Below are 19,207 nucleotides of genomic sequence, written 5' to 3'. Positions count from 1 at the left end.
CCCCGAGGGGGCATCCTCAGCGCTTCTTGCTGCCGAAGATCCCGCCCAGCACCCCGCGCAGGATCTCCTTGCCTACCGAGGTGCCCATCGTGCGCACCGCCGACTTGGCCATGGTCTGCACCAGCCCGTCGTGCTTCGCGCCGCGCGGTCCGGTGGTGCCGAAGAGCATGTCGTTGAGCATGCCGCCCATGCCGGAGCCGGACGATTCGGCCGCGGGCTTGCCACCCGCGCCAACCGCGGGCGCGTCGGGTGCGCTCTCGGCGCGGCCCTTGAGCTTTTCGTAGGCCGATTCGCGGTCCACCGTCTTCTCGTAGACGCCCGCGACCAGCGAGCCCGCGACCAGCGCCTTGCGCTGGTCGGGCGTGATCGGGCCGAGCTGGCTGCCCGGCGGCAGCACGAATACGCGTTCGGTCACGCTCGGTCGGCCCTTTTCGTCGAGGAAGCTCACGAGCGCCTCGCCGACCGCGAGTTCGGTGATGGCGGTTTCGATGTCGAGGCCCGGCTTCTGGCGCATGGTGCTGGCGGCCGCCTTCACGGCCTTCTGGTCGCGCGGGGTGAAAGCGCGCAGCGCGTGCTGCACGCGGTTGCCCAACTGGGCCAGCACCGTATCGGGAATGTCCAGCGGGTTCTGCGTGACGAAATACACGCCCACGCCCTTGGAGCGCACCAGGCGCACCACCAGCTCGATGCGTTCCACCAGCGCCTTGGGCGCCTCGTTGAACAGCAGGTGGGCCTCGTCGAAGAAGAAGGCCAGCTTGGGCTGCTCGGGATCGCCGATTTCGGGTAGCTGCTCGAACAGCTCCGACAGCATCCACAGCAGGAAGGTGGCGTACAGGCGCGGCGAGTTCATGAGCTTGTCGGCCGTGAGGACGTTGATGACCCCCTTGCCGCCCACGGTCTGCATGAAGTCGGCGATGTTGAGCATCGGCTCCCCGAAGAACTTGTCGCCGCCCTGGGTCTCGATCTGCAGCAGGCCGCGCTGGATGGCACCCACGCTGGCGGCGCTGATGTTGCCGTACTGAGTGGTGAACTGGCTCGCGTTCTCGCCCACGTACTGCAGCATGGCGCGCAGGTCTTTCAGGTCGAGCAGCAGCAGGCCGTTGTCGTCGGCGATCTTGAACACCAGGTTCAGCACGCCGGCCTGTGTTTCGTTCAGGTCGAGCATGCGGGCCAGCAGCAGCGGGCCCATGTCGGAGATGGTGGCGCGCACCGGATGGCCCTGTTCGCCGAACACATCCCACAGCGTGACGGGGCAGGCGGAGGGCTCGGGCAGATCGATGCCGCGTTCTTTCAGCGTGGCGGCCAGCTTGTCGCCGATAGTGCCCTTTTGGCTGACGCCCGTCAGGTCGCCCTTGACGTCGGCCATGAACACCGGCACGCCGATGCTGGACAGCTTCTCCGCGATGGTCTGCAGGGTGACGGTCTTGCCGGTGCCGGTGGCGCCGGTGATCAGGCCGTGGCGGTTGGCCAGGCTGGGGAGAAGATTGCACTCGATGGCTTCATGCCGTGCGATCAGAAGGGGGTCGGCCATGGGGCGCTCCGGGTCGTATCGAAGCGGGTAGTCTAGGGCCTGTGTACCCTGTGCAAGGGGGTCGCGAAGTTCGCCACAGCCAGCCCCTTTTCGAAGCAACGCGACCCCCTTGCACAGGGCGAACAGGCCCTAAGCGGCCCTCCTATAATCCACGACCCGCACGATAGTTCAGGCAAAAGTTTCAGGAGGTTTTTTTGTCATCGACTGCTCAGCCCCCCATTCCCGCCACTGGCGATGCCTCCGAACAGTCGCCGATCGAAAAAGAGCTGGCCGTGCTGCTCGTGAGCGCGCTGAATCTCGAAGTGGCCCCCGAGGACATCGTGCCGACCGAACCGCTCTATGGCGAAGGCCTGGGACTCGACTCCATCGACATCCTCGAAGTGGCGCTCGAAGTCTCGCGCCGCTATGGGTTCCAACTGCGTTCGGACGACGAACGCAACCAGCAGATTTTTCAGTCGCTGCGCACGCTCGCGACCCACGTCGCCCAGCATCGCGTAGCTTCCTGATCCCATGTCGCGATGGCGAATAGCACTCCTGTTGGTGGTGGGGGTTGCATATGCCGGCCTCTCTCACTGGATGACGCTGTTCCACGCCACGGAGCCATGGGCGGTGGTGGTGTTGCTCGGCCCGCTCTGGCTCGCCGCCATGGGCCTGGCCGCCAGCTGGTTCGGCCGCTGGGGCCTTGCCGCCGTGGCCGTGCTGGGCATTGGCGGTTTTTCGCTCGTCTTCCTTGGTGAGGCGGGCGATCCCAACCGGCTGTACGTGCTGCAGCACGTGGCCATCAACGCAGCCCTGTGCGGCTGGTTCGGCTCGACACTGCGCGGCCGCGGCCTGCCGCTGATCACCCAGTTCGCGCAGCGCGTGCATCCGCTCAAGGGCCACATGCTGGCCTACACCACGCAGCTCACGCGCATCTGGACCGGCTTCTTCGCACTGACGGTGCTGGCGTCGATCCTCATCTACCTGACACGGCCGTTCTCCGAGTGGTCGCTGTTCGCCAATGTGCTGTCGCCGGTGATGGTGACGCTGCTGTTCGTCGGCGAACACCTGCTGCGCTACCGGCTGCATCCCGAATTCGAACGCACGCGCCTCGTGGATGCGGTGCGCGCGTTCTACGGCACATCGTCGGTGGACACCAGCCCCGGCGGCCAATGACACAGGCGCTGCCAGCGTGACGACAGACCTTCGCTTCCTGCCACTGCTCGCGAACCGAGACCCCGACGCCCCCCTGGCGTGGCGCGCCGGTGTCCCCGTGAGCGCGCGGCAGTTCCTGGCCGACGTGGCCCGCTTCGCACCTGGGCTTCCGGGCGAGGGGCCGGCCGTCAATCTCTGTGCTGACCGATACGCCTTCGCCGTGAGCCTGGGCGCGGCGCTGGTGCGCGGCCATGCCAGCCTGCTGCCGCCCGACGCGCGGCCCGACACGCTCGCGCGCCTGCTCGAATCCGGCGGCCCGCATCTTTTTGCGCTCACCGATGACCCGAAGCTGCAGGCCCCGGGCATGCAGCGCGTGCTGTTCGAAAACCGCGCGAGTCCTGGCGGCGGTGCCGATGCCGATAGCGCGGTGCCCGCGATCGACGCGGCCATGCACGCAGCCAGCCTGCTCACCTCGGGCTCGACCGGCGTGCCGCAACCGCACGCCAAGACCTGGCGCACGCTGGTGGGCGACGTGGCGGTGGCCGTCAAGCGCCTGTGCCGGGTGCTGGAGCGTCCCTCGCTCGAAGGCCTCACGCTGGTCGCGACCGTGCCAGTGCAGCACAGCTACGGGCTCGAATCGTCGGTGCTGCTCGCAATGCTCGGCGGCGCAGCATTCGAAAGCGGCCGGCCGTTCTTTCCGGCTGATGTCGCGAAAACTCTGGCCTCGGTGCCGCGGCCCCGCGCGCTGGTCACCACGCCGTTCCATCTCAAGACATTGCTGCTCTCGGGGATCGAACTGCCGCCGGTCGACCTTATTTTGTCGGCCACCGCGCCGCTGTCGCCGCAGCTTGCGCAGCAGGCCGAGCAGGCCATGGGTGGCGTGCTGCTCGAAATCTACGGCAGCACCGAGTCGGGCCAGGTTGCCACGCGCCGCACCACCGACAGTGAAATCTGGGAGACCTTCGGCGAGATTCGCGTGCACGCCGAGCCCGCGGCCGACGGCGGCCCCGAGCGCTTCATCTTCAGCGGCGATTTCATGCCCGAGCCCACGCCGATGGCCGACGTGCTCGAACTGCTGGACGAACGCCGCTTCCGCCTGTTCGGCCGCGCCAATGACCTGATCCACGTGGCGGGCCGGCGCAGCTCGCTGGCGCACCTGAACTTTCATCTCAACAGCATCCCCGGCGTGGACGACGGCGCCTTCTGGCTGCCCGACGAGGTGGCCGACGGGGTCGTGCGGCCGGTGGCCTTCGTGGTTGCGCCCGAGCTCTCGGCCGGTGACATCATCGCGGCCCTGCGGCAGCGGCTCGAACCCGTGTTCGTGCCGCGCAGGGTGGTGCAGGTCAAGTCGTTCCCACGCGAAGGCACGGGCAAGCTCACAGTGCGTGCGCTGCGCGAATTTGCGCTGGCGCAACTCGCCGAAGACGACACACCAGTGCAGATGGCGCACATGGTGCCGGTGGATCACCCCGTATTCGCCGGCCATTTTCCCGGCCAGCCCCTGCTGCCTGGCGCACTGGTGCTGGCCGAGGTCATGGAGTCGATCCGGCGCGTGCCGGCGCTGGTGGCGCGGCTGGGCGCACATCCCACGCTCGCCGCGGCGAAGTTCCTGTCGCCGGTGCGACCGGGCGCCGCGCTATCGATCGAATTGCACCCGGAGGCCGGACCCGGCCGCGGCGTACGTTTCGACGTTCGCTGCGACGGCGTGGTGACCGTCACCGGCCGCTGGACGGCCGTGCAAGAGTCCGCGTGATGAAACACGCCGACGTTGAAGCGCGCGCCTTGAAAGAGGCTGCCCGGGCAGGGGAGGCGACCCCGAATGGCGAGCGCGGTGAAAGTGGGGGCTGGGCGCATGCGCCAGAGCGCAGCAACATGCTTGCGCTGCGTTTCATCGTCGGGATGGCGCTGGTGTGCGGGCGCCACGTCACGCGCCTGCTGCTGCCGCCCATCGCGCTCTACTTCCTGCTGTTCGCACCGGCGCAGCGCCGGCACATCAAGCGCTATCTGTTCAGGGCCATCGGCCCGCAGGCGGGTTGGGTCGACGGTTTCCGCCTGCTGTACGCCTTCGCTTCGACAGTGCTCGACCGCGTCTACTTCCTGCGCGGGCGCATGGACCTGTTCAAGGTCAGCATCGAGGGCAACGTGTCGATCGAGTCGGAGATCGCACAAGGGCGGGGCGCCTTCCTGCTCGGCGCCCACGTCGGCAGCTTCGAGGCGCTGGGCGCCTGCAAGCAGCAGACGCACCAGCGCAACCTGCGCCTGGCGATGCTGATGTACCCGGACAACGCGCAGCGCATCACGGCCATCCTCAACGCCATTGCGGTGCCTGAACTGCGGCCGCACGTCATCGCGCTGGGCCGGCCGCATTCGATGCTCGAACTGCGCGACTGGCTCGACGGCGGCGGCCTGGGCGGCATGCTGGCCGACCGTACGCTGCCGGGCAGCGAAGACCAGCCCGCGCACCAGCGCGGCAACAACATCGTGCTGCCATTCCTCGGGCAGCCGGCGGTTTTCAACGACGGACCCTTCCGGCTGGCGGCTCTGCTGCGCCGCAAGGTGTTCTTCATGGCCGGGCTCTACGGCGGTGGTGCCCGCTACGATGTCCGGTTCGACCCGCTGGCCGACTTCGGCGAGGCGGTCTGTAGCCCCGCGGAGCGCGAAATGCGCATCCGCGCGGCCGTCGAAGCCTATGTGGCACGCCTGGAAGCGCTGTGCCGCGCGTATCCCTACAACTGGTTCAATTTCCATGATTTCTGGCTCGAAGATGCGGCTTGACTGGCTTTGCAGGGCATGCGTGCTCGCGCTGGCCTTCTGCGCCGTGCCGGCCTGGGCGGCGTTCGACCTGCCCGAGCTGATGACGCTGCTGGCCAAGCAGAAGAGCGGGGAGGCTCGCTTCACCGAACAACGCTTCGTGCACGGCCTCGAAGGCCCGCTCGACGCCAGCGGCACGCTGAGCTTCGATGCACCCGACAAGCTGGTGCGCCGCACGCTGTCGCCGCGCATCGAGACCATGGCTGTCGAGGGCAACACGCTGACGCTTTCGCGCGGCGGCCGCACCCGCACGCTGGCGCTGGACAGCATGCCCGAGCTGCTCGGCCTGGTAGAGGCCATGCGCGGCACCCTCACCGGCGACGGCGCCACGCTGCAGCGCTATTTCCGCAGCACCGTGTCGGGCTCGGCTGCCAAGTGGACGCTCGACCTCGTCCCGATGGACAGCCGATTGGCCGCGCAGGTGCGCAGCATGCGCATCAGCGGCCGCGCGAGCGACGTGCTGGGGCTCGAGATGGAGTTCGTCGGCGGTGACCGCTCGGTCATGAACATCACACCGGGCAACGCGGCTCCATCCAGCGCGCCCGGACGCACCACGCCGTGATGCCGCAACAGCAGGCAGGCGGTCCGCCGGGCTGGCGGCGCAGAGCGGTCGTGCTGCTGGCGTGGCTGCTGGTGCTGCTGTGCGGTGCCGTCGTCATTGCGCGCACGCAGATCGGCGCGGATCTCTCCGCCTTCCTTCCCAAGAGCCCGGACGTGCGCCAGCGCGTGCTGATCGAGCAGCTGCAAAGCGGCGTCGCCTCGCGCACGCTGATGCTGGGCATCGAGGGCGGCAGCACCGAGCAGCGTGCCGCCGCGTCGCGTGCTGTCGCCAAAGACATGCGCGAGAGCAAGCTGTTCGATCTGGTCCAGAACGGCGACGTCGGCGACTGGAGCGAGGCGGGAGCCTGGGTGCTGCAGCACCGCTACCAGCTGTCGCCAGGCGTAGTGCCCGGGCAGTTCACCGCCGAGGGTCTGCGCGACGCCATCAACGAAACCCTGTCGATGCTTGGCACGCCGGCCGGCAACGTGATCAAGCCGTTTCTCGACCGCGACCCGACCGGCGAGACACAGCGCATTGCGATGGAGCTGGTGCCCGCCAGCGCGCCGCGCAGCGAAGACGGCGTCTGGATGTCGCGCGCCGCGCCGCGCGCGCTGATGATCGCCACCACGCGCGCCGCCGGCAGCGACCTCGACGCGCAGGCCGTGGCCATCGCACGCGTGCACGCCGCCTACGAGGCCGCGACGCGCGGCATGGGCGCAACGGCACCCAAGCTGCTGCTGAGCGGGCCGCCGGTGTTCTCGGTGATGAGCCGCGACAAGATCAAGACCGAAGCGATCCATCTCGCGGTGGTGGGCGGCATCGTCATGGGGGGGCTGCTGTTGCTGGCGTTCGCCTCGCCGCGTGCGCTGGTCATCGCCTTCCTGCCCGTGGCCACGGGCGTGGTGATCGGCACGGCGAGCGTGAGCCTCGTGTTCGGTTCGGTGCACGGCCTCACGCTGGGCTTCGGCAGCACGCTGATCGGCGAGACGGTCGACTACGCCATCTACTACCTCATTCAGGCGCGGGGCGCGGCCGTGGCTGGCACCGGCTGGCAGCGCTGGCGCGATCTGAACTGGCCGACCGTGCGGCTCGGCCTGCTGACCTCGGTGTGCGGCTTTGCGGCGCTGGTGTTCTCGGGCTTTCCGGGACTGGCGCAGCTGGGCGTCTTCTCCATCGCCGGCCTCGTCGCGGCCGCGCTGGCCACGCGCTACGTGCTGCCGGTGCTGGCGCCCGATGGCGCCACCGGCATGGGCATGCGCAGGTACATGGCGCAAATGGCCGGCGCGCTGGTGCGCGGCCTGCCGCGCCTGCGCTGGCCACTGGCGGCGCTGGGCGTGGCCGCGCTGGCGCTGGTGCTGTGGCAGGGCGGTCACCTGTGGCGCGCCGACCTGGGCGCGATGAGTCCGGTGCCCAAGGCGGCCCAGCAGCTCGACGAGATGCTGCGCAACGACATCGGCGCGAGCGATGGTGGCGTGCTGGTGGTTGCCTACGGCGACGACGAACAGGCCGCCCTGCGCAACACCGAGGCGGCCGCGGCGCGGCTCGATGCGCTGGTGGAGCAGGGCGAACTCGTCGGCTACGAAACCGTGACGCGCGTGCTGCCGAGCGTGGCGGTGCAGACGGCGCGCATCGCGAGCCTGCCGAACGCCGAAACGCTGCGCGCCAATCTGGCCGAGGCGACCAAGGGGATGCCGCTGCCGGCTTCGCGCCTGGGGCCATTCCTGGCCGACATCGAGGCGGCACGCAAGCTGCCGCCGGTGGAGCGCGCCGAACTGGCCGGTGGGCCGCTCGGTTCGATCCTGAACACGCTCATGTATCAGCGTCCGGGCGGCGGATGGGGCACGCTGGTCGTGCTGCACCCCGGCGCCAAGTTCGACCAGGGCCGTCTCGAAGCAGCCTTGGCCGGCCTGCCCGAAGTGCAGGTGGTCGACGTCGGCCGCGAACTCGCGGGCCTGTACCAGCGCTACCTGCACGAGGCCTTCGTGCAGGTGCTGCTCGGCGCGCTGGCGGTGGTGGTGCTGCTCGGCATCTACCTGCGTTCGTGGCGCCGGCTGCTCGCCGTGTGCCAGCCGCTGCTGTTCGCGGTGGTGCTCACGCTCGGCGGCATGGCCTTGCTGCAGGCGGCGCTCGGCATCCTGCATCTGGTGGGGCTGCTGCTGATCGTGGCGGTGGGGTCGAACTACGCGCTGTTCTTCGACCAGCTGCGCACGACCGGGCGGGCCGACGAAGACACGCTGGCGTCCCTGATGCTGGCCAACCTGACGACGGTGGTGTCGTTCGGTCTGATCGCGATTTCGGACATCCCGGCGTTGTCGTCCATCGGTCGCGTGGTTGCGCCGGGCGCGCTGCTGGCGCTGCTGCTGTCGGCGGCGTTTGCGCGGAGTGTGGCGCCTGCGAAAGCGGCGCGCCCCTGATGGGAAAATCGGCCCCCATGTCTTCCGTTCCTGCGTCCAAAGAATCCTGGCCCTGGCCGCCGGCCATTCGCGCCAGCGCGGCATGGCACGTCGCGGCCATCGGCGCGGGCGTGCTGGTGCCGGGCGCGTTGCCGTGGGCCATCGGCGCGATCGTGCTGAACCATGCGCTGATCACCGGCGCCGGCCTCACGCCGCGCAGCAGCCTGCTCGGCCCCAACGTCACGCGGCTGCCCGAAGCAGCTGCCGCGCGCCGCGAAGTGGCGATCACCATCGACGACGGGCCGGAGCCCGAGGTGACACCGCAAGTGCTTGACCTGCTCGATGTGCACGGCCAGCGCGCCACGTTCTTCTGCATCGCCGAGCGGGTGCTGGCGCATCCCGAACTGGCGCGCGAGATCGTCGCGCGCGGCCACAGCATCCAGAACCACACGGCGCAGCACCGGCACAACTTCTCTTTTCTCGGGCCGCGCGGCTTTGCAGCCGAAATTGCGCGGGCGCAGGACATCCTCGCCGACACCGTCGGCCAGCGCCCGACCTGTTTCCGCGCGCCGGCCGGCCTGCGCAACCCGTTCCTCGAACCCGTGCTGCACCGCCTCGGCCTCTCGCTCGTGAGCTGGACGCGGCGCGGCTTCGACACGCGCGAAGGCGACGCCGCCAAGGTGATGGCGCGCCTGAGCCACAACCTGCAGGCGCGCGACATCCTGTTGCTGCACGACGGCAATGCCGCGCGCACCGCCAAAGGACAACCCGTTTTGCTGGAGGTATTGCCCTTGTTGCTCGAACGTCTGCGCGCCGATGGATTGCGCGCTGTTACCTTGCCCGAAGGGCTGAAAGCATGAGCGCGGTGATGCCCTCGTCGTCGACCGACAACGCCTGGCGCGAGCTGCACGAGGCCGCGACCGTTCCCTACCAGAAGGGCGGCAGCTTCGCCTGGCACTTCGCACGCGGCAAGCTGGGTCGCGATCCGGTGTTTCGCGGCTTGCTCGAACATCGGCTGGTCGGCGCGCAGCACAGCCGCGTGGTCGACATCGGCTGCGGCCAGGGCCTGTTCGCAAGCCTGCTGGCGTCGATGAGCACGATGCAGAAGCAGGGCCGCTGGCCGTCGTCATGGCACGCCACCACGCACGGCGCAGACTACACCGGCATCGAGCTGATGCCGAAGGACGTGGCGCGCGCCGAGGCCTCCATCGGCCATCTGCAGCCTGCGCCGAAGCTGGTCTGCGCCGACATGTGCTCGGCCGCCTTGCCGGACTGCGACCTTGTCGTGATCCTCGACGTGCTGCACTACGTGAACCTTGAAGCGCAGGAAGGCGTACTGCTGCGCGTGCGCGACGCGCTGCGACGTGGCGCCAACCCGCAGGCGCGGCTGCTGCTGCGCGTGGGCGATGCGTCGAGCCGCCGCGGCTTCGCGATCAGCCAGTGGGTCGATCGCACCGTCACGCGCATCCGCGGCCACAAGGTCTCGCCGACCTGGGGCCGGCCGCTGGCCGACTGGACGGCGCTGCTGCGGCGCCTGGGCTTTCGCGTGCAAAGCATCCCGATGAGCGCGGGCACGCCCTTCGCCAACGTGCTGCTGGTGGCCGACCTGGAAGGGGCCGCATGACGGTGCCGCAGACGCTCGACCGTGCCGGCATTGCGCAGCGCATTCCGCACAGCGGCAGCATGTGCCTGCTGGAGCGGCTGGAGAGCTGGGACTCCGAGGCCATTCGCTGCAGCACCACCACGCACGCACAGGCCGACAACCCGCTGCGCACCGAGAGCGGACTGCTCGCGCCCAACGCCATCGAATACGCGGCGCAGGCCATGGCGCTGCATGGCGGCCTGCTGGCTGCCGAGGGCAGCACGCCGTCGGCGGGTTTCCTGGCGAGCGCGCGCAACGTGAAGCTGGCGGTGGCGCGCCTCGACGACGTGCCCGGCGCGTTGCAGGTGGGAGCCCGGCGCCTGTCGGGCGACGACCGCCAGATCCTCTACGAATTCACGGTGAAGGCGGACGATGGCCGCATGCTGGCCGAAGGCCGCGCCGTGGTGGTCCTGAACACACCGCTTGCTGCAGAAAGCATGACATCGCCATGAGTCTCGAAGGAAAACGCGCGCTGATCACCGGCGCCAGCGGCGCACTTGGCGCCGCCATGGCCGAACGCCTTGCGCGGGACGGCGCCACGGTCCTGCTGCACGCCAATTCGCGACCCGAGGCGATCGAGCAACTGGCCGCATCGATCACGGCGGCGGGCGGCAAGGCGGAGTGCCACGTGTTCGACCTGTGCAGCGACGAAGCCTCGGCGGCGGCGTGTGCGCGCATCCTGGAAGGCGGGCCGGTCCAGATCCTCGTCAATAACGCCGGCGTGCACGACGACGCCGTGCTGCCGGGCATGCGCGCCGAGCAGTGGCACAAGGTGATCGACGTATCGCTTAACGGTTTCTTCCGCGTCACGCAGCCGCTGCTGCTGCCCATGATGCGCACGCGGTGGGGGCGCATCCTGAATATCTCTTCCGTAGCCGCGATTGCGGGCAACCGGGGGCAGGTCAACTACGCCGCGGCCAAGGGCGCGCTGAACAGCGCGACCAAGGCGCTGTCGCTCGAAGTGGCATCGCGCGGCGTGACGGTGAACGCGATTGCACCCGGAATCATTGCATCGCCGATGGCGGATGCGGTGTTCGATCCCGCGGTCATCAACCAGATGGTGCCGGTGAAGCGCGCGGGGACGCCCCAGGAAGTGGCTGCGCTGGCCGCCTTCCTGGCGAGTGACGAGGCGGCCTACATCACGGGCCAGGTGATCTCGATCAACGGCGGGATGATCTGAAGATCTGCCGCCGGGATTTCTTTTACAGCGGCAAGGTGTCGAACGCCGCGTAGGCCGTAGCCAGCCAGGACTTCACGCGCTGCCGTTCCAGCAACCCCAGCGCATGCGGGCCTTCGCGGTCGTTCACGGCCTTCCAGAAGCTCGTGTTCTGCGCATCGATCTTGCGCATGCTCGCGTCGTGCAGGCGGGGCAGGGTGATCACGCGTGCGCCGTTCGCCGTCGCCTTCGAGAGCGATTGCGAGGCCAGCAGCATCCCGAAGTCGCTGCCGCGGCCGTAGTTCTGCACCACGATGTAGTTGGGCCGGTTGCCGAAGGTGTCGATGAGTGCGCCGAGCAGGTCGGTCGAGTCCTTGCCGTCGTCCAGCACGTGCCAGAAGTTGACGGTGACACCGATGTCGGCGAACACGTCGAACAGGTCCGACTCCTTGATCCAGCGCGACAGCGGTGCCAGCGTTTGCGCGGCAAGGTCGACGATCACGCTCTGCTGCGGGTTGGTCTCGAAGCCGTTGACGACCGTGTCGAGCCCTTCGAAGCTGTCGACCACCACCTGCGAGGCGAAGCCTTCGTAGAAGCGGGTGAACGAGCTGTGCGAGCGGTCGGTGTCGAAGCCCGTGAAAGGGCGGCTGTGGTCGATGAAATACTGCGCCAGCACGCGCGCCGTGACAGACTTGCCGACACCGCCTTTTTCGCCGCCGATGAAATTGATGGAGCTCATGAGTTGCTGCTGCCTCGAATGGGTTGAGGGGTGGAGGGCGGATTCATTCTAGGGGCCAGTTTTTCTACCGGCCGCGTTTTGCCATGGCTTGCAGCAAGGGATGTGCCTGCAAGCGCTGGTACAGCCGCTTCTTCCACGGCGCCGGCAGCGCCGAGGCGTCGATCATTGCAGGCCATTTGTCGCGGGCCAGCCGCGCGGTGTCGGCGACGACACGGCGCACCAGCGGCTCGTGCAGTCCCGTCGAGAAGCAGAAGGCGCGTACGTTGGCGGGCGTGAACAGGGCGGTGCGCCGGGCCGGGACCGCCGGCTCAGGCAACAGCGGCAGCGCGTGGCCGTCGACACCCTGCAGTGCGGCGTACGCGACGATGTCGTAGGCCGGCGCGAATCGCGGTGCAACGCCGTCTGGGTACAGCACGCCGAAGTTCTTGAGATGCGCGTCGGGGTTGCCGAGCAGGTCGTTCACTGCAAGGCGCCGCAGGAGCTCGAGCACCGCTTCGTCGCCCAGCGACGGAAACGCGCGCATCGCGAGCGCCATGTCGAGGTAGCTGCCGCCGTACTTGCGCATCGGGTCGATCGCCAGCACCTGCGCGAAGTCTTCGAAATGGATGCGGCGTGCGCCGTCGCGGTCGAAGCGCGTGACCGCCAGGAATTCGGGCTCGTCGGGCAGCGCATAGCTGTGCTCCGCGGCAATGGCCGAGAGCGGGGCGAGTTCCGCATGGCAAACCTCGACGCCCGCCGCGCCGGCCATCTGCAGCGACAGCATCTCGAGCTGCGGCATGTGCGGCCGGCCGGCGACCGGCAGCTTGGCGATCACCCGGGTGCTTGCGCCGGCCCGCGTGCGGGCCACGTACCGCCCGCCCTGGCGGCGCAGGCCCAGCTTGGGCTGTACGCCCGAGACCGATATGCCTTGCGGCATCGGCAGTTCGACCACCGACATCTCCAGCGCATCCTGGTCCTGCGTGATGAGGCGCTGCAGCGTGCCGCGGTCCACCGACACGGGCCGGGCACTCACTGCGCCGGGCAGGTCGCCGCCGCAGGCAGCGAGCAGTTCGAAATGATCGTTCTCGCGGCAGCCGCGCAGCTGCGCGATATGGCTGCGCAGCACGCCTTCGGGCAGCAGGTTCTGGAAAAAGCCCGGCAGCTGGCCCCCCTGGGCGTTGAACAGCGGGTTCTTGACGTCGCTCCAGAGTGCCGACTGGGCCGCGGGGTCGCTCGCCACCATCGAGAGCGACAGCACCTCGGCCGGCGGATTGGCGACCAGCTCGGGCTCCGCGACGAAACGGCACAGGTCGGCGTACTGGAACAGCTTGCCGAAGCGGCGTGTGCCGAGCGAAATCTCGAGGATCTTGACGTTCATGGCGGCGAACGGCGCTTGTTGAGGGGCGCGCCGGGCGCCTGCGCCACTGCATGGCCTACGCGCGTGGCCACGGGGCGATAGCCGGGATCGGTGGCCGTGGTTTCGCCAAAGCCCTTGGGCGCAAGCTGCAGTTCGAGACCCAGCGCATCTACCAGCGCCAGCAGGGACGACAGCTGCGGGTTGCCCTGCAGGCTCAGGGCGTTGCGCACGGAGCGCTCGGTGAGTCCCGAGCGCAGAGCGATTTCAGCATTCGAGATGCCGGCGGCATCGCGGCGAGCGGTCAGGGCGATGATGAGTTCCTGTTTATTCACGGAAATATATTACCGCAAATGAAGTTTTAGGAAACATCTTTCCTGACAACCTTCGCCGCTTCTTCCGCCGCTTTCACTTGGGTATCAGCGTGAAGAAGGGCATGACCACGCCCATCACCCAGTTCTGGCCGAAGTCGAGCGCCGCCCGGCGGTATTTCTCGTCGGCCTGCGCAGCCAGCAGGTCGAGCCGCGCCACGACCTTCGACAGTTCGCGGTCGGCCACGAGGTTGCGGCCGCGGTCGCTGATTTCGGTGGCCAGCAGCAGTGGCTGGCCATCGGGGCCGGTCTTGGAGGAAATGAGCCAGAGCGATATCTCGAAGTTGCGCGCGGCCCTGAAGCTGTTCTCGGCATTGATGCCGTCGATCATGGTCTGGTCCCAGGTGTCGCCGTTGGCCTGCTTGAGCATGGTGGCCCAGCCGTACACCAGCGCCGCGACGCGGTCGCCCTGGTAGCCCTGCGGCCCGGTATCGAAGGCCAGGCGGATCGCATCGATGCCGGCGGCGCCCTTCAATTCGGGCAGGGGCGGGCCCTTGAGCACGGCGTCCCAGGCGCGCTGGGCGGCCTCGTCCATGCTGGCTGCCGACTTGCGCCATTCGCGCGGGTTGCGCTTGTAGAGTGTGCTTTGCACGCGACGCACCGACTGAAGGTTGTCGCGCAGCGACAGGTTGGCGATGCGGTTGGCGCCGGACTGCATCCATTCGTGGCTGCTGTAGGGCTCGGCGCGCTGGGTGTCGCGCGTCGACGAGCAGCCTGCAAGGCCAAGCAGAACAGCCGTGCCCGCCAAGATGCCTCCAAGGAGGCAGGTACGTCGCATGGCGAGGGGAGAAACCAGGGAATCGCTCATGCCCTGACGTTATCATCCACGGCTGGGGCGGCGGCCTGCTGCAAGCTGCAGGCCCGTGCAATTTTCCTTACAAATCAATACCTTGGCGCTAGAGCCAAGCAGGCCGACAAGTCGTGCGTCTTAATTCCATCAAGCTTTCGGGCTTCAAGTCGTTCGCCGAACCCACCAACTTCCTGCTGCCGGGCCAACTGGTGGGCGTCGTCGGGCCGAACGGTTGCGGCAAGTCGAACATCATGGACGCGGTGCGCTGGGTGCTCGGCGAGTCGCGTGCGTCGGAGTTGCGCGGCGAGTCGATGCAGGACGTGATCTTCAACGGCACGACCACCCGCAAGCAGGCCAGCCGTTCGAGCGTGGAGCTGGTGTTCGACAACGCAGACCACCGCGCCGGCGGCCAATGGAACCAGTTCGGCGAGATCGCCGTGCGCCGCGTGCTCACGCGCGACGGCACCAGCAGCTACTACATCAACAACCAGCCGGTGCGCCGCCGCGACGTGCAGGACGTGTTCCTGGGCACCGGCCTCGGGCCGCGTGCCTACGCCATCATCGGCCAGGGCACGATCAGCCGGATCATCGAATCGAAGCCCGAAGAGCTGCGCCTGTTCCTCGAAGAAGCCGCAGGCGTGTCCAAGTACAAGGAACGCCGCCGCGAAACCGAAAACCGCCTGGGCGATACGCGCGAGAACCTCACGCGGGTCGAGGACATTCTTCGCGAGCTCAACGCCAACCTCGAAAAGCTCGAGAAGCAGGCCGAGGTGGCTGCGCGCTACAACATGCTGCAAGGCGACGCTACGAAGAAGCAGCACCAGCTGTGGTTCTTGAAGCGCAGCGAAAGCAACGCCGACCAGGCCAGGATCAAGTTCGACTCCGAAAAGGCGATCAACGACCTCGAATCGCGCATGGCCGACCTGCGCCACATCGAGGCCGAACTCGAAACGGTGCGCCAGGCCCACTACGGCGCCGGCGACCAGGTCAACCAGGCGCAGGGCAAGCTCTACGAGGCGAGCGCCGAAGTCGGCCGGCTCGAGGGCGAGATCCGCTTCGTGGTCGAAGGCCGCCAGCGCGTGGAGCAGCGCCTGGTGCAACTGCGCGAGCAGATGGGCCAGTGGGGCCGCCGCCGCGAAGAGGCCGAGGCCGAGATCGAAACGCTGGCCGGCGCCGGCGTGGACGCCGAGGAGCAGGCCATTTTGCTGGCCGCCCAGCTCGAAGAGCACGACGCGCGCATGCCCGAGCTCGAGGAAGCCGTGCAGCGCGCCCAGGACGAGGCCAACACCCAGCGCACGACCGTGTCGCAGGTACAGCAGCAGATCCAGGTGCTGGCCGCCGACCAGCGCAACATCGAAGAGCAGAGCCGCCAGCTCACGCAGCGCAGCGAGCGCCTGCGCGCCGACCAGAACGCGCTGGCCGCGCCTGACGAAGCCCGCCTGCTCGAGATGCAGGAGCAGCACGCCATGGCGCAGGAGGCCGCGAGTGAAGCCGACGCCCGCCTGCATGAGCTGCAGGAAGCCGTGCCGCAACTCGACGACGACCGCCGCGCGAAGCAGCAGGCCGTCAACACCGAAGGCGCCCGCCATGCCGAGTTCTCGGCCCGCCTCGAAGCGCTGCGTGCGCTGCAGGAAAAGGTCAAGACCGACGGCAAGCTGGCGCCCTGGCTCGCCAAGCACGGCCTCGACGGCCTGCAGGGCCTGTGGAGCCGAATCCACGTCGAGCAGGGATGGGAAAACGCGCTCGAAGCCGCGCTGCGCGAACGCCTGGGCGCGCTCGAAGTCAGCCGCCTGGAGATGGTGCGCGCCTTCGGCAACGACGCGCCGCCCGCCAAGCTTGCCTTCTACAGCCCGCCCACAGCCGGAGCGCCCGAAGGCACGGCCGCGCTGCCGCGCCTGTCCAGCCTGCTTCGCCTGAACGATGCCGGCCAGCAAGCCCTGCTGAACGGCTGGCTGCATGGCTGCTATACCGCCGCGAGCTTCGAGGAAGCGCTGGCCCAGCGTGCTGCGCTGCAGCCTGGCGAAGTCATCTACGTGCAGAGCGGCCACGCCGTGTCCTCGCACAGCGTCAACTTCTACGCGCCCGACTCCGAACAGGCCGGCCTGCTGGCCCGCCAGCAGGAAATGGAAAACCTGGAGCGCCAGCTGCGCGCCCAGACACTCATCAACGAAGAAGCGCGTACTGCCTTGGTTCGCGCCGAAGCTGCCTACGCCGATGCCGCACAGCGCCTCGTGACCGCACGTCGCGAAGCCGCCGAGACCCAGTCGCGCGCGCACGAACTGCAGGTCGAGACCCTGCGCATGACGCAGCTCGCCGAGCAGACCCGCGCGCGCAGCCAGCAGCTGGCCGCCGACCTCGGCGAAGTCGATGCGCAGCTCGAAGAACTGCAGGAGAGGCGCATCGCAGCCGAAGGCCGGTTCGAAGAGCTCGACATGCAGCTGGCCGACAGCCAGGAGCGCCACGCGCAACTCGACGAGCGCGTGATCGAAGCCGGCCGCGCGCTGAGCGCGAGCCGCGAGCAGCACCGCAGCCTCGAGCGCCAGGCGCAGGAAGCGACCTTCTCGCAGCGCACGCTCGAAGCCCGCCGCGGGGAGCTCAACCGTTCCATCGAAACCGCGGCGCAGCAGATCGTGGCGCTGACCGACGAAGACGAGCGCGCCCGGGCCGAACTGGCTCGGCTGTCCGATGCCGCTGCGCAGGCCGGCCTGCAGGATGCCCTGTCGCTCAAGCTCGAACGCGAAGCCGCGCTGGGCTCGGCGCGCAGCCAGTACGACGACCTCACGCTCAAGCTGCGCGCGAGCGACGAGCGCCGCCTGCAGCTCGAACGCGAGCTCGATCCGCTGCGCCAGCGCATCACCGAGTTCCAGTTGAAGGAACAGGCCGCGCGCCTGGGTGTCGAGCAGTACCAGCAGCTGCTCGACGATGCCGGCGCCGACCTCGAAGCCATCGAGCAGTCGATCGAAACTGACAAGGTCAAGCTCACGGGCCTGCAAGGCGAAATCGACCGCCTCAACCGCGAAGTGGTCGCGCTCGGCGCGGTGAACCTGGCGGCGCTCGACGAACTCGCCATCGCGAGCGAACGCAAGACCTTCCTCGACGCGCAGTCGGCCGACCTGAACGAGGCCATCGGCACGCTCGAAGACGCCATCCGCAAGATCGACGCCGAAACGCGCGACCTGCTGGGCGGCACCTTCAAGGTCGTCAACGAGCACTTCAGCCGCATGTTCCCCGAGCTGTTCGGCGGCGGCAACGCCAAGCTGATGATGACGGGCGACGAAATCCTCGACTCCGGTGTGCAGGTGATGGCGCAGCCCCCGGGCAAGAAGAACCAGACCATCCACCTGCTGTCGGGCGGCGAGAAGGCGCTCACGGCCATTGCGCTCGTGTTCGCCATCTTCCAGCTCAACCCGGCCCCTTTCTGCCTGCTCGACGAAGTGGATGCGCCGCTGGACGACGCGAACACCGAGCGCTATGCCAAACTCGTGACAGCCATGAGCCGCGAAACCCAGTTCCTCTTCATCAGCCACAACAAGATCGCCATGGAAATGGCCGAGCAGCTGATCGGCGTGACGATGCAGGAACAGGGCGTGTCGCGCATCGTTGCGGTCGACATGGAGTCGGCGGTCTCGATGGTCGAAGCCGCGTAAGCCGAGCGGCACCCATGAGCAGCCTCACTCTCGCCCTGACCATCCTCGGCGGCCTCGTTCTCGCGGCCGTCGTTGCCTACAACACGCTGATGTCGCGCCGCAATGCGCCGCGCCAGCCCGACGCGATCGACATTGCGCTCGATGAAGCCGAGCGCGCTTTGGCGGAGAGCGGCGGCGGCATGGAGCCGATGCTGCATGCCGATCCGCACCAGATACAGGGGGCAGACCGCCACGAGCCCCTGTTCGACCCCGACCTGCCGGCGCCCAGCGGCGTGCCCGTGGCGACCGGCGAAAGCCGCGGCGGGCTCGACCCGCTGATCGACGTGATTGCACCGATCTCGCTCGACGGCCTCGCCTCGGGCGATGCCGCCATCGCCGCCATGCCGCCGACACGGCGCGCGGGCAGCAAGCCAGTGGCCATCGAAGGCCTGAACGAACACACTGGCCAGTGGGAGCCGCCCGTGGCCGGCCAGCGCTACAGCGCTTTCCAGGTCGGCGTGCAGCTGGCCAACCGCACGGGTGCGCTCAACGAGATCGAGTACTCCGAATTCGTGGTCAAGGCCCAGGCCTTTGCCGACGCCGTCAACGGCGCGCCCGAGTTTCCCGAGATGCTCGATGAAGTGGCGCGCGCCCGCGAGCTCGACCAGTTCGCCAGCGCGCACGATGCGCAGCTGGGTTTTGTCCTGCGCGCATTGCATGCGGCCTGGAGTCCGGGCTATGTGCAGCAGAACGCGGCGCGGCTCGGCTTCGTGGCCGGCATCATCCCGGGGCGCATGGTGCTGCCGACCAGCGAAGCCGGCCTGCCGCCGATCCTCGGGCTGGCCTTCGACACGCAGGCGGCGCTGGCCGACGACCCGGCCCAGTCGGCCATCCGCGAACTCAGCCTGAGCCTCGATGTGCCGCAGGTCGACCGTGGCGAAGAGCCGTTCCGCCGCATGCGCGAAGCTGCCGCCACGCTGGCGCGCGAGATGGACGGCGTGGTCACCGACAGCGACGGCCAGCTGCTGCGCGACGAAACCATGGACGTGATCGGCGCCGACCTCGAGCAGCTCTACGACACGCTCGATGCGCGCGACCTCGCTGCGGGCTCGCCGCTGGCACGGCGCCTCTTCAGCTAAC

17 protein-coding genes are annotated in these 19,207 nt (G+C 68.4%); 12 read left to right on the top strand and 5 right to left on the bottom strand.

The window, feature by feature from the left end; all coding sequences use genetic code 11:
* Positions 1-16: 16 nt before the first annotated feature.
* Positions 17-1,531 (bottom strand): helicase HerA-like domain-containing protein, encoded by a 1,515-nt coding sequence (locus ACCD11_RS08710; protein WP_413313560.1) that lies wholly within the window; start codon positions 1,529-1,531, stop codon positions 17-19.
* 194 nt (positions 1,532-1,725) lie between these two features.
* Between ACCD11_RS08710 and ACCD11_RS08705 the strand changes: the two genes are divergently transcribed.
* The 10 genes from ACCD11_RS08705 (at position 1,726) to fabG (ending at position 11,232) form a co-directional block, all read left to right on the top strand.
* A complete protein-coding gene (locus ACCD11_RS08705; protein WP_007837856.1) occupies positions 1,726-2,037 on the top strand; it encodes a phosphopantetheine-binding protein in 312 nt (103 codons plus the stop codon).
* Between the two features lie 70 nt (positions 2,038-2,107).
* On the top strand, positions 2,108-2,686 hold the full coding sequence (locus tag ACCD11_RS08700) for a hypothetical protein (RefSeq protein WP_235507914.1): 579 nt from the start codon (positions 2,108-2,110) through the stop codon (positions 2,684-2,686).
* A gap of 16 nt (positions 2,687-2,702) precedes the next feature.
* The gene (locus ACCD11_RS08695) at positions 2,703-4,418 is read left to right on the top strand and encodes an AMP-binding protein (RefSeq protein ID WP_413313559.1); all 1,716 of its coding nucleotides are present in this window, start codon (positions 2,703-2,705) and stop codon (positions 4,416-4,418) included.
* The gene (locus ACCD11_RS08690) at positions 4,418-5,440 is read left to right on the top strand and encodes an acyl-CoA synthetase (protein WP_413313558.1); all 1,023 of its coding nucleotides are present in this window, start codon (positions 4,418-4,420) and stop codon (positions 5,438-5,440) included. The genes ACCD11_RS08695 and ACCD11_RS08690 overlap by 1 nt, the downstream gene beginning before the upstream one ends.
* Positions 5,412-6,038, top strand: a complete 627-nt coding sequence (locus tag ACCD11_RS08685) for a LolA-related protein (RefSeq protein ID WP_413313557.1) — start codon at positions 5,412-5,414, stop codon at positions 6,036-6,038. Before ACCD11_RS08690 ends, ACCD11_RS08685 begins: the two co-directional genes overlap by 29 nt.
* On the top strand, positions 6,038-8,431 hold the full coding sequence (locus ACCD11_RS08680; RefSeq protein WP_413313611.1) for an MMPL family transporter: 2,394 nt from the start codon (positions 6,038-6,040) through the stop codon (positions 8,429-8,431). Before ACCD11_RS08685 ends, ACCD11_RS08680 begins: the two co-directional genes overlap by 1 nt.
* Positions 8,431-9,270 (top strand): polysaccharide deacetylase family protein, encoded by an 840-nt coding sequence (locus ACCD11_RS08675; protein ID WP_007837848.1) that lies wholly within the window; start codon positions 8,431-8,433, stop codon positions 9,268-9,270. The genes ACCD11_RS08680 and ACCD11_RS08675 overlap by 1 nt, the downstream gene beginning before the upstream one ends.
* Entirely contained in the window at positions 9,267-10,034 is a 768-nt protein-coding gene (locus ACCD11_RS08670) for a class I SAM-dependent methyltransferase (RefSeq protein WP_007837847.1), read from the top strand. The genes ACCD11_RS08675 and ACCD11_RS08670 overlap by 4 nt, the downstream gene beginning before the upstream one ends.
* Entirely contained in the window at positions 10,031-10,504 is a 474-nt protein-coding gene (locus ACCD11_RS08665; protein ID WP_413313556.1) for a hydroxymyristoyl-ACP dehydratase, read from the top strand. Before ACCD11_RS08670 ends, ACCD11_RS08665 begins: the two co-directional genes overlap by 4 nt.
* Positions 10,501-11,232: a 3-oxoacyl-ACP reductase FabG gene (gene fabG, locus ACCD11_RS08660; RefSeq protein WP_413313555.1), complete on the top strand. Its 732-nt coding sequence runs from the start codon at positions 10,501-10,503 to the stop codon at positions 11,230-11,232. Before ACCD11_RS08665 ends, fabG begins: the two co-directional genes overlap by 4 nt.
* A gap of 22 nt (positions 11,233-11,254) precedes the next feature.
* On the opposite strand, the gene ACCD11_RS08655 is transcribed toward fabG, so the two are convergent.
* The 4 genes from ACCD11_RS08655 to ACCD11_RS08640 form a co-directional block, all read right to left on the bottom strand.
* On the bottom strand, positions 11,255-11,947 hold the full coding sequence (locus ACCD11_RS08655) for a hypothetical protein (RefSeq protein ID WP_007837844.1): 693 nt from the start codon (positions 11,945-11,947) through the stop codon (positions 11,255-11,257).
* Between the two features lie 64 nt (positions 11,948-12,011).
* Positions 12,012-13,304 (bottom strand): type II toxin-antitoxin system HipA family toxin, encoded by a 1,293-nt coding sequence (locus tag ACCD11_RS08650; protein WP_413313554.1) that lies wholly within the window; start codon positions 13,302-13,304, stop codon positions 12,012-12,014.
* Positions 13,301-13,615, bottom strand: a complete 315-nt coding sequence (locus tag ACCD11_RS08645; protein WP_413313553.1) for a helix-turn-helix domain-containing protein — start codon at positions 13,613-13,615, stop codon at positions 13,301-13,303. The genes ACCD11_RS08650 and ACCD11_RS08645 overlap by 4 nt, the downstream gene beginning before the upstream one ends.
* 73 nt (positions 13,616-13,688) lie before the next feature.
* On the bottom strand, positions 13,689-14,399 hold the full coding sequence (locus tag ACCD11_RS08640; protein ID WP_413313552.1) for a hypothetical protein: 711 nt from the start codon (positions 14,397-14,399) through the stop codon (positions 13,689-13,691).
* Between the two features lie 173 nt (positions 14,400-14,572).
* Between ACCD11_RS08640 and smc the strand changes: the two genes are divergently transcribed.
* Positions 14,573-18,088 (top strand): chromosome segregation protein SMC, encoded by a 3,516-nt coding sequence (gene smc / locus ACCD11_RS08635; RefSeq protein ID WP_413313551.1) that lies wholly within the window; start codon positions 14,573-14,575, stop codon positions 18,086-18,088.
* Between the two features lie 14 nt (positions 18,089-18,102).
* Entirely contained in the window at positions 18,103-19,206 is a 1,104-nt protein-coding gene (locus tag ACCD11_RS08630) for a cell division protein ZipA C-terminal FtsZ-binding domain-containing protein (protein ID WP_413313550.1), read from the top strand.
* The last annotated feature ends 1 nt before the right edge of the window (position 19,207 follow it).

Origin of the sequence: Variovorax sp. Varisp36 (genome assembly GCF_047304235.1) — a bacterium.
Lineage (GTDB): Bacteria > Pseudomonadota > Gammaproteobacteria > Burkholderiales > Burkholderiaceae_C > Variovorax.
Note: the sequence above shows the minus strand (reverse complement) of the source record. Positions and strands in the feature narration are given on the sequence as shown.